We start from the raw sequence: 16,195 nt of genomic DNA, 5'->3' as shown, positions 1-16,195 counted from the left end.
CCGCACTTGAGTGATGTGTTGGGAAAACATCAAACAAGTATAAAAACTCCTGGGGGGGTTCCCGAGTGGCCAAAGGGATCAGACTGTAAATCTGACGGCACTGCCTTCGATGGTTCGAATCCGTCCCCCCCCACCATATTCTGTTTAGTTGTTATTGACAGTTAAACAAACTTGAAGCGCTGCGTTGGGAAAACGGCGAAACAAGTATAAAAACCCTGGGGGGGTTCCCGAGTGGCCAAAGGGATCAGACTGTAAATCTGACGGCACTGCCTTCGATGGTTCGAATCCGTCCCCCCCCACCATATTCTGTTTAGTTGTTATCAACAGTTAGACAAACTTGAAGCACTGCGTTGGGAAAACGGTGAAACAAGTATAAAAACCCTGGGGGGGTTCCCGAGTGGCCAAAGGGATCAGACTGTAAATCTGACGGCACTGCCTTCGATGGTTCGAATCCGTCCCCCCCCACCATACAAACGAAAGCCGACTCACTGAGTCGGCTTTTTTGTTATTACCACTTTGTATTGCTGACACCACTACCTGCCAAGCTATTTTCGAGTTTAGTTTAGACTCTAAATCTCACGCTGATATAAATATGCATCTGAGCGGATCTCATGAAGTACCGCAAAGTCTTTGATCTTTTCTATGCGCTTGAACTGATTATTCTCAAGCACTTTTTGTGAGGCCAAGTTCGACGTTAATGCGTGCGCTTTGAGGGTTTTCAGACCGGCAGTTTTTTTTGCGTAATCTAAGAGCAATGACAACGCAAAACTAGCGACACCTTTTCCCGTATAGGCCTCGCCGATTCGATAACCCACCTCCGCATAACTCATGTCGGCTTCAGAGACATTGAGATTAATTCGACCGCAAATCTCTCCTTCGTTATTACGAATGAGCATTGGGTAGCAAAGTTTCGCTCTATGAAACAGTACCAGTTCACGAATATGTTCTTCCACACCTTGTTGACTGTAGAATCCGTCATCCCTTGGAGGAATATGCAGCTCAAACCACGCTTTGTTCTGCCGTTCAAACAATAACAAAGCGTGACAATCTTCCAGCTCAACAAGCGATATGGATATGTCCATATAAGCTATCAACCCTTAATATTTTTGATTGCGCTCGCTAAATGCATAACCCTAATGCACATAACCAACGCAAAAATTCTGTTTAGAAGACTTCGTTAACATGGAAATAGAAGGTACCACCATGTTCACCGTAACCGATATCAGCACGCACATTAACCTTGTCTTTGATCTTTAAGCGCAAACCCGTACCAGCACTCGCAAGTGTATTGTCCCAAAGTCCTGAAACGTCATCGGCAACGGTGCCAGCTGCACCCCAAAACACGACACCTACTCGCCAATACACTGGCAAGCGGTACTCTACTTGTCCCATCATCATCTGGTTGTCACGGTAGCGACCAAGTATGTAACCACGCATAGCATCAGCACCACCAAGATCGGGCAGTTGATTCCATGGCACATTCCCGGAAGTTAAGTTCGCTTGTACTTGCCAAGCCAGTAATCCTGGCACAGGTGCCAGTGAATGGTACTGTGAAGCTTTCAGTGAATATTTACCAAAATCTGCAGAGTTGGTTGCATCATGGTAATAACCGATATCCGCTTGCAGTAGCGTTCCCTTAGAGGCATTGGTGACATTATCACGTGTGTCATAAACATTAGATAAAAACACACCGTAGCTGGTGTTATCGGTTAGCTCATCAGCAAGGTAGTCCGCTGACTGATTATCAAATTCCTTGTCATGAGGGCGCACCGATTTGATGTTACCACCGAGACCTAAGAAATAATCGCCTTTCACTCTCGTAAGCCACGTAGGTTTGATATCAATGACTTGCTCTTTAAAGTTGACCTTATTATCGTCTTGTTGACCGTTCTCGTAGCCGCGACCGTAGTAGACGGCGGCATCATCAAACACTTTTATGTCAGTGAATATACGGTCGTTACCCGAATTGTAGAAGTGCTTGTTACTGAACGTAATACCCATTGATCCGTTACTAGAAGCATATGGGTTGATAACCATAGACGAAGGTTGTCCCGCCCCCTCTGAAAGTTCACCATAAAGGCCAACATACAAAAGACCAAGCCCTAAGCCTTGCTCTGGGGTATAGAACACGGCTGGAATATAGCTCGAGTTAAGCCCTTGCTGAGCGTCATACTCTTGCTCTGCACCAAATATACTCAACACATCATCCAGAGTGTCTGTTGTTGGATTAGGTGTCGCCTCAAATAAAGGCACCACTGATTCTTCAGCATGCAATGAAATCGTGGTCACCAAAGAAGCGCAAAGCACAAGTGCGAATCTAGAAAATGTCTGGTGCATGGATAATTTATATGTATCAGAAAAGAGAGGCCGAATTATAGAATAAAACAGCAGCAAAATATAAAAAAACCGCAGTGGTCAGACTGCGGTTTTTGGCATAATTTTTAGGTAAATTAACCTTGAATACCGACGATCAGCCATGGCGCGTTAGGTACAGTAAGATCGCGCTCTAAGTGCCAAATATCTTCGATATCTTCTTCGACGTTTTCTACCGCATCACGATAGCGACCCGAGAACTGCAAGCTCAGCTGCGCTTTGTTAGCATCAAAGTCTGCACGAACAATTTCAGCATCCACATACATAACATCAGTATGCTGCTCGCCTTCTAGTTTTGCACGCTCAGCCATAAGATCTTGAAGTAGGCTTGGCGATACATACTCTTCAATGGTATGAAGTTCGTTATGGTTCCAAGCACCTTGCAGGATTCGATAGTGTTCACGAGCACCATTTAGGAATGCCGCTTGATCGAAACCCGGTGGGTAGTTATGTGGAACATCGCTGTGACCAGCTGCACCAAAGCCACCTGTCGCTGCGCCACCGTTTTGCGGCTGCTCGAAGTTTTGGAAGTTTGGTTGCTGTTCAAACTGGTTACGCGTGTTGCCACCAAACGCCGGCTGCTGTCGCTGCTGATTCATGCTGCCTTGCTTGGCACCAAGCATCCCTCGCATAAACTTGAAGATTACGAATGCAATTAGGCCAAAGATTAGGATGTCCATGAAGTTGATGCCTTCAAATGCACCACCAAAGAACGCCGCTAACAAACCACCAGCCAATAGACCGCCTAGAAGACCGCCCATCAAGCCCTTTTTGCTGCTACCAGCTTTGTTTTGATCCTGTCTGCTGATGTTATTTGTATTCTGTTGCTGTTGTTTCGGAGCTGGAGCTGTTTTAAAGCTCTTACCGAATGATTTACCGCCACCGAACTTCTTCGCTTCAGCTACCGGATTCACCGCTACTGCAAGAACAAGCAGAGCGACGAAAGAAAATAAACGTTTCATTCTAGACCTTTAGTTATATTGTTACGTTAAGCCGAAACCACTATACATGAACTACGACCCATCAAGCATAATATACTGAGCTTAGCATTAAAGGAAACACTCTGATGCCTCGACATGTTTCAGAATATTGCACGTATGTTACGAGCTAGATAGAACCGCATTCAAAACTATGCGCAAAGCCTGCAATACAAGGCTTCATTAGTTGACGCTTAATCATGACACCTCTAAAATAACGAACCGTGTTCAATTAACGATCCGCAACCATGGCCCGCAGAAACGATCATACCAGGGAAGAGCTTGTTGAGCTTACGCTCACGACGGTAAAAGACTACCTTAGCGAAAACTCTTATCACACGCTTAGCCTTCGGAAGATTGCCACTCTGATTGGTTATGTTCCCAGCACACTAGTGAATGTATTTGGCAGTTATAATCTGCTACTACTGCACGCTGTCGCTCGCACTCTAGATGAGCTGTCACAGGAAGCAAAAGCGGTTGTGGATGAAGCTGATAATGTCGAAGAAGCCTTATATGCTCTCGCGAGCTGTTATCACGAGTTTGCCAAGAAATACCCGTATCGTTGGCAATTAATTTTCGAACACAACATGAACGGTGATACGCTCCCGGAATGGCAATCACAACGTATCGATGGGATGACAGGCATGCTGGAGAGCTTGCTTTCAGTCTATAAACCGGAAAAGTCTCACTCAGAAGTCCTTCGTGCCAGTCGCGTGCTATGGGCTGGCGTTCATGGCATCACACTGCTAAGTGTTGACGACAAATTCTTTGCTTCAGAGCCCGTCGATGGCGATGAGCTAATCAAAGATCTAATCTCAAAGTATTTACAAAGCTGGTAATCAAAAGGAAAGGTAATGCCACATACGAAATCTGCGTCTCTGTTATCTCAAAGGCGCTTTCTGCCCTACTTTGTGACTCAGTTCTTTGGCGCGTTTAACGACAATATTTTTAAAAACGTTTTATTGTTGTTTGTCGCATTTGCAGGACCACAGGTTCTGCCAATCTCTAGTAACCTGTTTATTAACTTAGCGGCCGGTCTATTCATTTTGCCGTTCTTTCTGTTTTCTGCCTCAGCAGGTGTACTTGCCGACAAATACGAAAAGTCATGGTTCATCAGAAAAGTAAAGCTGGCTGAGATCGCAATTATGTGTCTCGGCGCAATTGGCTTTATTACTGAAAGCTATGGCATTTTATTATTATTGCTGTTCTTAATGGGCACACAGTCTGCGTTTTTTGGTCCAGTGAAGTACGCTCTTCTGCCACAGCAACTGAAACCGAACGAACTTTTGTCCGGCAATGCATTGGTTGAAACTGGCACCTTCCTTGCCATCCTATTGGGAACCTTAGGGGCCGGCATTATAGCTTCAGCTGAAAGCGCGAAATACGTCGCTGCTGGATGTGTAGTTTTGTTTGCCTTGGCGGGCTACATTTCAAGCCGCTCTATTCCAGAAGCGCCTGCGGCTGCACCGGAACTAAAATTTCGCTGGCAACCCGTAAAGCAAACTAAAGAAACACTTAAAATTGCTCACCAAGACCGCGTAGTATTCCAATGTATCATGGCCATTAGTTGGTTCTGGTTCTTGGGCGCAGCTTACCTAACGCAGTTTCCGAATTTCACCAAAATACATTTGATGGGTAATGAAGCGGCCGTTTCATTCCTACTTGCACTTTTTTCTGTAGGCATCGCTCTCGGATCTATGTTGTGCGATAAGATGTCTAAGAATCGCATTGATGTCGGCATCGTGCCAATAGGCAGCATTGGCATTACCATTTTTGGCGCGCTTATGGCTTTTGCAGTTCCATCAGAGCTGCCTCAGTTTACGTCATTCAGCGAGTTTATTTCCCACTCTAGCTTATGGCCTGTTTTTGGCTATTTATTGTTACTCGGCATGTCCGGTGGATTGTTTATCGTCCCTTTGTACGCGCTGATGCAACAACAGGCTAAAGAAACTGAACGTGCCCGAGTGATTGCTGCCCTCAATATCTATAACTCGCTATTTATGGTTGGAAGTGCAGTTTTAGGTATCGTAGGACTGTCAGTGCTGGAACTCACTATTGTCGAACTGTTCCTTGTGCTAGCTCTGATGAACTTTATGATGGCGACTTACCTATTTTTGCAAGCTCCTATCTTCGTGGTTCGTTTCCTTATTTGGGTACTCACTACCATCATGTACCGTATCACCCATAAAAATCTGCATCACCTACCAGAAAAAGGTGGCGCCTTGATTGTCTGCAATCATGTGAGCTATATGGATGCGTTGGTGATGAGTGCGGCAAGCCCAAGACTCATACGTTTTGTCATGGAAGAAGACTACGCGAACTACAAACCCGTTCGTCGCTTTTTACGACGTGCTGGAGTCATACCTATCTCCTCCTCTCGCAAAGGATCCATTCGAAGAGCGTTTAACGATATCGAACACGCTTTAGCTGAAGGGGAGATTGTCTGCATTTTCCCTGAAGGACGTCTAACCTCAGATGGTGAGATGAATGAATTTATGCGTGGTATTGATATTGTCCTGCGCCGCTCTCCTGTACCTGTCATCCCAATGGCGTTAAAGGGATTATGGGGCAGCTATTTTAGTCGACATAAAGGCCGCGCGTGTAAAGGGCTCCCAACTCGCTTTAGAGCTAAGCTGGAATTAGAAGCGGGAGCACCGGTAGCTCCTGAAGAAGCATCAAGTGCCGCGATGTTCGAAAAAGTCGCAACACTTCGTGGTGATTATCGCTGATCGCCATAAGCGATTTTGTTCGTTTATTTCGATGTTGTTCATATCAAAACAACGAGCGTTTAGTTTTACTGAACGCTCGTTAAGAAATTTTAGGTTTTGTTGATCTAGCGAAATTCATACAATTCCTTTATGTGGCGAGAAAATTCTCGCCTTTTTATTAAAGGTACTCCATGCTCACCCAGTTACGCTCATACCCTCTGTTTTTTCTCGCAATTCTTGCCTGTCTCACTCCCTGGGTTTCCTCGCCAATTGCACTGATACTTGGCTTCTTTTTAACCACTTTCAGCCTAGTGCCAACCACGCTACCATTAGCAAAATTCACTAAAAAGTTGCTCGCCTACTCCATTGTCGGACTTGGTTTTGGGATCCATTTAGATCAAGCCATGCAAGCCACCAGCGATGGAATTGGAATCATCGTAGTAACTATAGTTGGCACGTTAGTCATCGGTTGGTTCTTGGCACGCCGCATGGGATTGGACAAACAAACGGGTTACCTTATTTCATCAGGTACTGCTATCTGTGGTGGTAGTGCTATTGCCGCTGTTGCACCGGCGATCAACGCAGATGATGAAAAGATCGGTATCGCTCTTGCAACTGTATTCGTACTAAATTCTGTCGCCTTATTCGTATTTCCCGTCATTGGTCACGCGCTAAGTCTCGATCAACATACTTTCGGTACGTGGGCAGCGATCGCCATCCATGACACGTCATCCGTGGTCGGTGCGGCTTCCGCTTATGGTGAGGAAGCACTCACGACGGCAACGACACTAAAGCTGGCCCGTGCGCTATGGATTATTCCTGTTGCCCTAGTAAGTGCAGCTATTTTTAGCAACAAGCAAAATAAAATCACTATCCCTTACTTCATTTTATTTTACTGTGTCGCAATCTTAGTAAGCGACTACTTACCTCAGTTCGAAGTCGTATATCAGGGAATTTTTGATGTCTCGAAAAAGCTGTTGGTCGTGTGTCTATTCTTGATTGGTTGCAGTATCTCAATTGAGAAGCTTAAACAGGCAGGGAGTAAGCCGATGGTGTTTGGCGTTACGATGTGGTTGTTGATTTCGGCGACTTCTCTAGCTTGGCTAACGCTCGTTTAGTCTCAGGGTCTGCTGTTTTTCCTTGTTTTACATTGAAGAACAACACTACTGTCAACAAAAACGCTGTCAGTTCCGCAAGCGCTCTTGTCAGTCCATCTGTTGAGAAGGCAAGCGCCAGTTGAAGGGCAATTGCGATAACCAGTAATTTGTTCATTCCATAGGCTCACTGTTTTTCCGTGTCTCATATTATGGTGAGCCTATTAGGTAATGAAAATTCAGTTTTGGACTATGAAATAACTACATAATTGGATTGATACTGCGATAGCCATTTTTTCACTTCAGCACGTGAGACTTTAATTCCCGATTGCGAAAGAGACTCAGGCAATAAGAAATAGGCGACCGGCTGTTTGAATCTTGGTAACGAATCCGCAAGCTTTTTCCGCTGTTCAGAGACCGTCGGTAATGCAGTTGACTGCACTACTGCAACACATCGCGCCCCATATTCTTCATCTTCTACCGCCACTACAATGCTCTGAGTAATCGTTGGCTGTACATTGAGAGCAGCTTCGACCTCCTCGCAATGTACGTTTTCGCCACCTGAAATAAACAGATTGTCAGCACGACCAACCACTCTAAGCTCATTGCCATTGACCCACTCTCCGAGATCTCTGGTATCCAGCCATTTCCCTTCCAATGTCAGTGGCAGAATTTGACCTTGCCAATAGTAGCCTTTGGCTAAGGTCTCACCCGACACAAAAATACGATTGTTACTTAACTTTAGCTCTCGTCGCGGAAGAATATGCCCCGATGATGGCCACTCATCTACTGGTTTGGCGGTCACTGTCGAAGCGGTTTCCGTCATACCATAACCCATCCATGCATCGATATGTCGGGCTTTTGCTTGTTGGATTAGTGACAAAGGAATGTGGCTACCACCGAGTAGTACTCGCTCTAACTTAGTCTGCCATTGATTATCAATAATCCGTTTAAGCTGCGTAGACACCAGCGAGGCGTGACTTACGTCTGAGATGTCTTTGCAAAAGTCACCGCTAGCAATTTTGAGCGTTGCACCAGCTTGTAGCCAACGCCAAACAATACCTAACCCTGAGACATGGTACATAGGCAGGCTCAATAACCAGCAATCTCCGACAGTGAAACTAAAGCGCTCAAGTAAGCCACTAGCAGAGGCTATGTGTTGCTCTCTACCATGGACAACGGCTTTTGGACACCCTGTCGAACCAGATGTAAAAATGATGGAGGCGATATCAACATTTGCGGAGACCAACGACTGTCGCGATGCAGTCCCTCGTGAAAGGAAGTGCAAACTTGGTAGCGACGTCGAGTTACTGCAATTCCAAACCACAGCACGCTCACCCTCTAGATATAGAGAGGACAGTTTGGCTTCAAGTAATTCACGTGATTGCACGGCAATAATCGCAGGCACCGCACCATGAGCGAGGCAAGCGAGATAAGCGAAGACTAACGCTTCCTCAGCACGACCAATAAGGCAAACCACCTGACCCTGACTGATGGCCTTATTAATAAGCAACTGTCGATATTGATCGACTTGTTGTTTAACATCGACCCACGTCAGTTGGCGTTGAGGAGTAATTAAGGCAATGTCGTTGGGAGCAGACTGAGCCCAGTGCTCCCAAAAGTGTGATGAAACCACTGACTAGCTGTCCACGGATTCAGATTGCCAAACCAAAGTTTGGTCTGCTAGACGCTCGACAGGAAGCAAGCAACCTGGCCACGGTGTTTCGAGCTGAGCACCAAAAAGCTGCATGGTATCCAAACCTGGTGTTTCTGCTGGCACTTGCCAGTGAGCAAAGCGAGCTAACTGTCCAAGACCAATGCTACTCTCTAAGCTTGAGCTAATAACGACTCGAATAGCATGGCTTCTCGCTTCTTCGATCAAACGAATACATTTATCAAAGCTGCCGATTAAGGTTGGTTTGATGATTAACGCTTTGACACCTGTTAACTCTTTCACCGAAAAGTCAGGCTCTTTAATCGCGGCCTGTAGTGTTTCATCCCAAGCGATAGCAATCCCCGTATCTAAGGCAAACGACACGCTATCACCGGGTGTTTGGCAAGGCTCCTCAACAAACGCGATACGCTGTCTGAGCGATGGGGAAATGTGTTTGGCAAACTGCTTAGCTTTGTACAAAGTCCATGCTTTATTAGCGTCAAGTCGCAGAGTAAGGTCTGGAATCGATTCGAGGAAAAGACTGACTAACATCCCGTCTCTTATCGTTTCGTACAGCCCTACTTTAAACTTGGCAACTTTAGTACCTTGCATGTTATTCAAGATAGGTATCAGTTCGTCCGGGTCACCACTACACAAAGGAGCCGCACGATAATTGCCGGTTTGAGGAAGCGTGTGAGCAAGCTCCATTAATGCGGCAGACAGGCCGAACGCGACAGAAGGCACACATACTTCCAAGTCTATGTCTTTGCCATTGACCCATTGCTCTAATTGGCTTTGTGCTTCTATGCCGGCTTGTTCAAACGTTTCTTGGCTGAATCCAGGTAGAGGGGCTACCTCACCTAAGCCTGTCTGGCCGTCTTCAGACAGTTCTACAATCCAACCGTCTCGGTGAGTAAGTTTTTGTTCTCGAAGAATAACACCGCTGTCCATAGGCAGACTGTAGCGGTAGAGTTTTGCTTGTCTCATAGTAGAGTCCCACTTCATAGGAAGTATACGTCGTCAACTAAAAATGAGAGAGTCGACGACGTTGAATACACCGTTGTTAGGCCACATTTCACTACAAGAGTTCCCAAATTACTTGAGCAAACTATCGATAAAATGTATCTAAATATGGCCAAACAAACATGACGCCAAGGCTGATAGTGCCTTGGAGCCGATGGTTACGGGTTTCTTGGGAACTTATTGAAGTCTGGACGACGCTTCTCATTAAATGCATTACGTCCTTCCTGACCTTCATCAGTCATGTAGAACATCATGGTCGCGTTGCCCGCTAGCTCTTGTAAGCCAGCTTGACCATCACAGTCAGCGTTCAGAGCGGCTTTCAAGCATCGAAGTGCCATTGGGCTATGTTGAAGTACTTCACGACACCAACGAACAGTCTCTTTGTCCAAATCCTCTAGTGGTACAACCGTGTTCACTAAGCCCATATCCAAAGCTTCTTGTGCGTCGTAGAAGCGGCATAAGAACCAAATTTCACGAGCTTTTTTCTGGCCAACGATGCGAGCCATATAAGACGCACCCCAACCACCATCAAATGAACCAACTTTAGGACCCGTTTGACCGAACTGTGCATTTTCTGCTGCAATCGTTAGATCACACATCATGTGTAAAACATGACCGCCACCAACAGCCCAGCCAGCTACCGAAGCGATAACAGGTTTAGGGCAAGTACGAATTTGACGTTGGAAGTCCAACACATTGAGGTGATGTGTACCTGAATCATCTTGGTAACCGCCATAGTCGCCACGAACACTTTGGTCGCCACCAGAACAGAAGGCTTTTTCACCTAATCCAGTAAGAATAATGACTCCAACACCCTCGTCGTAACGAGCGTCAGCCAGTGCTTTAATCATTTCGCTGACTGTTTTTGGGGTAAATGCATTGTGAACTTGTGGGCGTGCAATCGTGATTCTCGCGATGCCATCTTCAGATTTATGATATTGAATTTCTTCAAAATCGCCCGTTACATCCGCCCAATTAACCGGTGCGTAAAGTTCTTCTTCTGTTAGTCCAACTGTTTTAGCCATGATCTATTCCAATTCTTCTTTTGGGTTTAAACCCATTTGTTCTAGATAACTCAGCAACACCGAGGCAAAGGCCTTAGGCTGCTCTTTGTGTACATTATGCCCAGCTCCCGCAATCACCTTAAAATCAAGGTTGCTATCTTGAGCTAGCGCAGTAAATTTTGTGTCTCGTTCACCCACGATATACAGAGGTCGATTACCGTTACTAAACCGAAGCTGCTGGATTTTTGGCAGCAGGTTAGGCTGGTGAGCTAGTGAAGTCGTCATCAGCATATGACTTAGCTTGTCACCAAGGTTAACACTACGTTTAGCAATCAAATCTTGTCTTTGCTCATGATTTAAGGAAGAAAACACCGGTTGTTGATACCAATCGCCCAAAACCTCTGCAATATCATCATTTTTGAAGCGATGCGCCCATGCTAAGTCATTTGCAAATCTATCCTGACGGGCATGTTCTGAGCACAGTCCAAAATTTCCACCTTCAATGACAACACCAGCCATCGTGAGTGGCAGCAGTTGATTATCTGCACCCTCATACTCGCAGAGAAAGTACATCGACAACCTAGCACCCAACGAGTACCCCACCAAAAAGGTGGGCACTGTAGCACTGAGGTTTTGTGTTTCAATACATTTTAGTATGGTTGAATGGATCAATCTGCAAACATCACTAAAACTTGTGCTTTGGATCGACTGACTTTGACCATGTCCCGGTAAATCGATAAACAGCTTGTTGTAGTTTGGAAGGTATTCACTAACGGTGTGAAAGTCGTCACCCGCCCCTAAAAAGCCATGTAAGAAAACCAACAGAGGCTTATCTTCAGTATGAGCTTGGAGGGACGTTGTGAACTGACTATTAAGCATGAGTCTGATAAGTACTAATGTCTTGACTTAGTTGACGAATCAAACTTGCCACTTCGTCGGCAGCGGTAAGCACTTCAATCAATAGAGTGCCTTTCCCACTTAATAAATGATGTTGAATTTGTGTCTCTAAGTCTTCACGTGATTTCGGTGAGCAATATTGCAAACCAAACTGAGCCGCCGCATGTTCAAAGTTTAGGCCATGGGGCATTTGATAACAGCTTACTTTTTTTTCTTGCGGTACAGGCAACATGTCAAATATCGCCCCCCCATCATTGTTAGTCACAACGATTACGCAAGGTGCTTGTGTACGACTAAAAAGTGACAGCGAATTCAAATCATAGAGCAGCGATGTATCACCCAAATAGAGCACCATCGACTTACCTTTATCGCGATGAACACCATTAGCAGAAGCGACTAAACCATCGATACCGGATGCGCCTCGATTGCTATAAGTTTCAATGCCTAGGGGGTTAGTTAACATATCCGCTAACCTTACGATAAGGCTATTACCCATAAAAACACTAATGTCTAGCGGTAATCGCTCAATGCTACGGGCAACATCAAATTCGGTCAGATGTGAGCGAGTAGGCATTAATGTCGTCACGAGTTGGGCATAAGATTTTAATTCATCTCCCCACCCGATATTTCTGCTGTGCTCCACTGTTTCTAAGGCTGACTCTAACCATAGAGGAATTGACACCTGACAATGTTTCAATGCAACGTGATCTGGGTTTAACCGCTCGCCAAATTCACTCAGCACTAGGTAATCACTGTCTAGAGATTGCTGCTTTAGCCAAGCATTCAGCCTTTTCGAAACCAGCCTTGCACCTACTTGGAGTACAGTATCGGCACTTGAAAGCATGTCTGCTGCTTGCGGATTCTGAAGCCAAATATCATAACGCTGCCAGTCACCTCCCAAACCCGATTGAGGGTCGAGCAGAATTGGCCAACCTAACTTCTGCGCCAGTAACTTTGCTTGCTTGGCAATCGCGAGAGTTACACTGCCTACGACAATGACACCTTTTCTGTCACCGAGTCTTAATGCACTATGCTCCGCCGTATAGTCAGTAGCGCTAACCGTATGGTAGTCGACAAAGCAGGCCTTGCTATTTCGCCATTTCGCTATGGGTTGCAAATAGGCTGAGAACGAACGCTTATCGTCTCCACCATACAATGGTTCAGGGAACGGACAGTTGAAGTGAACACTACCGCCATTCACTTTTTGAACTGATAACGCATGGTCAACTGTAGATAATATCCACGTTGGCGAAATCTGGGTTGTCGGCGATGGCAGATTAACGGTCTCCGCCACATGTTGTGAGAAGATTCCAGACTGCACGATGGCTTGATTAGCACCACAATCGACTAACTCAATGGGACGATCAGAAGTCAGTAAAACCAGCTTCTCTTTAGTCAACTTCGACTCAGCAACCGCAGGAAGTAAATTAGCGACTGCAGTGCCAGATGTAACAATAACCGCAACAGGTGATTGGCTTGACTTGGCAAGACCTAACGCCAAGAAACCTAAACCACGCTCGTCAAAGTGTGTGTGAACGGTCAACTCAGGGTGAGCAACAGCCTCAAGAGTAAGCGGGGTTGAGCGTGAACCCGGAGCAATGCATACGTGTCTTACCCCTTGGCGATAGAGTTCTTCTATCAGTATTTCCGTCCAAACCCTATTTAAAGCAGCTTGGTTGTGGCTCATGACGCAACACCTAATGACGGTTGGTCAGAAATTAGACTTAATAACGTGGACATCTTTTTATCCAACTCTTGCCATTCATGTTCGGCGATGGAACCAGGCACGATCCCCGCACCCGCGAAGAGTTGTAGCTCATCTTTGACCAATAGCGCGCTTCTAATCGCGACACAAAACTCTGCTTTTTCATGGCTAAGATAGCCCACAGAGCCAGCATACCAACCACGTGCAAAAGGTTCATTCTGCTGGATATACTGCATTGCTTCTGCTCTTGGAAGCCCTGCAACTGCCGCGGTTGGCTGCAACGCTTGAAGCAATTGCACACCGTTAATGCCCTTGTGCAAATGGGCCAAAATGTTTCTTTTTAGATGTTGAACTTTGCGCAGCCGAACCAAGCGAAGCTCGCTTTCAAGATGAACTTGGTCTGAGTGTGGCGATAGGCTTTGCAGAATATCATCTACAACGTACTGGTTCTCATTGATGTTCTTGTCATCTTGAGTCAACCAATTAGCAAGTTCCATATCTTGAGCGGCATTGCCGCCTCGACCAATCGTCCCCGCCAAGGCTTCTGTCTCTAGCTCTTGCCCTACTCTTCGATAGAGACGTTCAGGCGTTGAGCCTACAAATGCGTGACCAGGGGACAAAGCCATCAAAAAATGGAAGCTATGATGGTTTTGAGCATAACTTGCTTTGAGTAGCTGCGCAGGAGATATGGAGTGCTTGAGATCAACGCAGGTTTTACGAGCCAAGACCACTTTCTTGAATTTATCTTGTTGAATTCCTGCTAAAACATCATCAACCAAATCACACCACTGTGTTTTCTCTGGTGTATGACGCAATGAGACGATGTCACTCGCTAGCGGCGCGAGTTCTTTTGCATCGGCAACGAGTTGCTTCAAGGCTCTAATTGATACCTCTTTGCTCATTCCAATGTTAACCGCCAAACGCCATCCTTCATCGAAACGAATCAACTCAACTTGAGGTAGGAAAAAGAATGCCGACATACAACGACGGTTTTTGTCTGAATGGCCATCAAAAGAGCGACCACCCCATACTCGTTGGTTTTCACTGAGAATCGTATAAGCAGGAGCTGCTTCAGAAAAAGTATGAAGCTGACCGAGAGCAACCACTTCTTCACGGGTATCTCTCGACTGCCAATAGAACTTAGGATAATGAGGCTGAGCGTCCAACCAGTCGATGCCATGAGTCTTTGGTGAACCCTGCAATTCTTGCTCTAGTCGTTTGGTGCCTTGTGGCGCACGCTCTAGTTTTTCAACAAGCTGAGTGATGGCTTTTGTTAAATGAGACAAATCAACCTCAAAACTGTAACTTTTAATCTTATATACACGAGATACTCTATTTATACCAACTACATAGATCAAGCAACACGCGCTTTAATTGTTCGCAATGTTAAGTGGCTCATTGCCACTGAATTCATATCCAATCTTTAATTTTCACTTTAGGCAGATTTTTATTCTTTCAAAAGCCAATTTAGTGTAATTTAGTAAAGAAATAGCCGTTTTTTTAGGAATATAGCAATGAAAAATATCGAGATGTCGTCAAAACTCGATAATGTCTGCTACGACATTAGGGGACCTGTACTCAAACATGCTAAGCGCATGGAAGAAGAGGGACACAAAATACTGAAACTCAATATCGGTAACCCCGCCCCTTTTGGTTTTGATGCCCCTGATGAAATATTAGTCGATGTCATCAGGAATTTACCTACATCTCAAGGTTATTGTGATTCCAAAGGTATATACTCCGCGCGCAAAGCTGTGGTTCAACACTATCAGCGTAAAGGCATTCGTAGCTTAGACGTTGAAGATGTATACATTGGCAATGGTGTTTCGGAGCTCATTGTAATGGCGATGCAAGCTCTGTTAAACAACGGAGATGAAATGTTAGTTCCCGCTCCTGACTATCCACTATGGACAGCGGCGGTTTCTTTATCCGGTGGTAGCCCAGTTCACTATCTCTGTGACGAACAAGCGGATTGGTATCCAGACCTAGATGATATCAAGAAGAAAATCACGCCTAAAACTCGTGGTATCGTGCTTATCAACCCGAACAACCCAACCGGTGCAGTGTATAGTCGTGACTTCCTACTCGAAGTGATTGAAATTGCACGTCAGCATAAGCTTATCATCTTCGCAGATGAGATTTACGACAAAGTTCTGTATGACGGCGCGACTCATACCTCAGTTGCAACCCTAACCGAAGATGTACTCGTAGTGACCTTCAATGGTCTTTCTAAGTCTTATCGCGTTTGTGGCTTCCGTGGCGGTTGGATGTTTATGACGGGCCCTAAGGAGCATGCCACTGGGTACATTGCCGGTCTTGAAATGCTTGCCTCGATGCGCCTTTGCGCTAACGTTCCGATGCAACACGCGATTCAGACCGCCTTGGGTGGCTACCAAAGTATCAATGAATTGATCTTGCCGGGTGGTCGTTTATTAGAACAGCGAGATAAAGCCTACGAGCTTATTACTCAAATTCCAGGAATCTCTTGTGTGAAGCCCAAGGGGGCTATGTACCTGTTCCCCAAGATCGACACCAAGATGTACAACATCAAAGACGATCAGCGCATGGTGCTCGATTTTTTGAAGCAAGAAAAGGTTCTCCTCGTGCAAGGCACTGGTTTCAACTGGCCTAAACCTGATCACTTCCGCATCGTTACTCTACCTCACGTAGAAGATCTAGAGATGGCGATTGGTCGATTTGAAAAATTCTTGGCAACATATAGCCAGTAACTCTTTCATAACACTGATATAAAGCCTATTC

The 16,195-nt window shown here is 45.6% G+C and carries 14 protein-coding genes and 3 tRNA genes; 7 read left to right on the top strand and 10 right to left on the bottom strand.

The features are described from left to right. Positions 1-51 precede the first annotated feature (51 nt). The 3 genes from OH456_RS21260 (at position 52) to OH456_RS21250 (ending at position 468) form a co-directional block, all read left to right on the top strand. Positions 52-136: transfer RNA gene (locus OH456_RS21260), tRNA-Tyr, on the top strand. 81 nt (positions 137-217) lie between these two features. Further along, a tRNA-Tyr gene (locus OH456_RS21255) sits at positions 218-302 on the top strand. Positions 303-383: 81 nt separating this feature from the next. Next, positions 384-468: transfer RNA gene (locus OH456_RS21250), tRNA-Tyr, on the top strand. 101 nt (positions 469-569) lie between these two features. Here the strand turns inward: OH456_RS21250 and OH456_RS21245 are convergent. The 3 genes from OH456_RS21245 to OH456_RS21235 form a co-directional block, all read right to left on the bottom strand. Continuing rightward, positions 570-1,082, bottom strand: coding sequence for a GNAT family N-acetyltransferase (locus tag OH456_RS21245; protein ID WP_270034207.1), 513 nt, complete (start codon positions 1,080-1,082; stop codon positions 570-572). Between the two features lie 82 nt (positions 1,083-1,164). Continuing rightward, positions 1,165-2,337, bottom strand: coding sequence for a BamA/TamA family outer membrane protein (locus tag OH456_RS21240; RefSeq protein ID WP_270034206.1), 1,173 nt, complete (start codon positions 2,335-2,337; stop codon positions 1,165-1,167). 113 nt (positions 2,338-2,450) lie between these two features. Continuing rightward, the gene (locus OH456_RS21235) at positions 2,451-3,335 is read right to left on the bottom strand and encodes a Tim44 domain-containing protein (protein ID WP_006075271.1); all 885 of its coding nucleotides are present in this window, start codon (positions 3,333-3,335) and stop codon (positions 2,451-2,453) included. A gap of 263 nt (positions 3,336-3,598) precedes the next feature. Between OH456_RS21235 and OH456_RS21230 the strand changes: the two genes are divergently transcribed. The 3 genes from OH456_RS21230 (at position 3,599) to OH456_RS21220 (ending at position 7,176) form a co-directional block, all read left to right on the top strand. Then, complete coding sequence (locus tag OH456_RS21230) at positions 3,599-4,189, top strand: TetR/AcrR family transcriptional regulator (RefSeq protein WP_006075270.1); 591 nt, start codon at positions 3,599-3,601, stop codon at positions 4,187-4,189. Between the two features lie 15 nt (positions 4,190-4,204). Next, positions 4,205-6,079, top strand: coding sequence for an MFS transporter (locus tag OH456_RS21225; protein WP_038229821.1), 1,875 nt, complete (start codon positions 4,205-4,207; stop codon positions 6,077-6,079). A gap of 170 nt (positions 6,080-6,249) precedes the next feature. Further along, entirely contained in the window at positions 6,250-7,176 is a 927-nt protein-coding gene (locus OH456_RS21220; protein ID WP_270034205.1) for a YeiH family protein, read from the top strand. Here OH456_RS21220 and OH456_RS21215 read toward each other — a convergent pair. The 7 genes from OH456_RS21215 to OH456_RS21185 form a co-directional block, all read right to left on the bottom strand. Further along, the gene (locus tag OH456_RS21215) at positions 7,121-7,330 is read right to left on the bottom strand and encodes a hypothetical protein (protein WP_006075267.1); all 210 of its coding nucleotides are present in this window, start codon (positions 7,328-7,330) and stop codon (positions 7,121-7,123) included. The two genes, OH456_RS21220 and OH456_RS21215, sit on opposite strands and share 56 nt — an antisense overlap. A gap of 72 nt (positions 7,331-7,402) precedes the next feature. Continuing rightward, positions 7,403-8,788, bottom strand: a complete 1,386-nt coding sequence (gene menE / locus OH456_RS21210; protein WP_270034204.1) for an o-succinylbenzoate--CoA ligase — start codon at positions 8,786-8,788, stop codon at positions 7,403-7,405. A 3-nt stretch (positions 8,789-8,791) separates the two neighbouring features. Further along, positions 8,792-9,793, bottom strand: coding sequence for an o-succinylbenzoate synthase (gene menC, locus OH456_RS21205; RefSeq protein WP_270034203.1), 1,002 nt, complete (start codon positions 9,791-9,793; stop codon positions 8,792-8,794). 194 nt (positions 9,794-9,987) lie between these two features. Next, positions 9,988-10,854 (bottom strand): 1,4-dihydroxy-2-naphthoyl-CoA synthase, encoded by an 867-nt coding sequence (gene menB / locus OH456_RS21200; protein ID WP_006075264.1) that lies wholly within the window; start codon positions 10,852-10,854, stop codon positions 9,988-9,990. Between the two features lie 3 nt (positions 10,855-10,857). Then, positions 10,858-11,712, bottom strand: coding sequence for a 2-succinyl-6-hydroxy-2,4-cyclohexadiene-1-carboxylate synthase (gene menH, locus OH456_RS21195; RefSeq protein ID WP_270034202.1), 855 nt, complete (start codon positions 11,710-11,712; stop codon positions 10,858-10,860). Further along, positions 11,705-13,417 carry a 2-succinyl-5-enolpyruvyl-6-hydroxy-3-cyclohexene-1-carboxylic-acid synthase gene (gene menD / locus OH456_RS21190; protein ID WP_270034201.1) on the bottom strand — a complete coding sequence of 571 codons (1,713 nt, stop codon included), beginning with the start codon at positions 13,415-13,417 and terminating at the stop codon, positions 11,705-11,707. The genes menH and menD overlap by 8 nt, the downstream gene beginning before the upstream one ends. Beyond that, positions 13,414-14,721, bottom strand: coding sequence for an isochorismate synthase (locus OH456_RS21185; protein ID WP_038230150.1), 1,308 nt, complete (start codon positions 14,719-14,721; stop codon positions 13,414-13,416). Before OH456_RS21185 ends, menD begins: the two co-directional genes overlap by 4 nt. A 228-nt stretch (positions 14,722-14,949) precedes the next feature. Here OH456_RS21185 and OH456_RS21180 point away from each other — a divergent pair, with 228 nt between their 5' ends. Further along, on the top strand, positions 14,950-16,164 hold the full coding sequence (locus OH456_RS21180; protein ID WP_006075260.1) for a pyridoxal phosphate-dependent aminotransferase: 1,215 nt from the start codon (positions 14,950-14,952) through the stop codon (positions 16,162-16,164). Positions 16,165-16,195 lie beyond the last annotated feature (31 nt).

This window comes from Vibrio sp. La 4.2.2 (genome assembly GCF_027586995.1).
Lineage (GTDB): Bacteria > Pseudomonadota > Gammaproteobacteria > Enterobacterales > Vibrionaceae > Vibrio > Vibrio mediterranei.
Note: the sequence above shows the minus strand (reverse complement) of the source record. Positions and strands in the feature narration are given on the sequence as shown.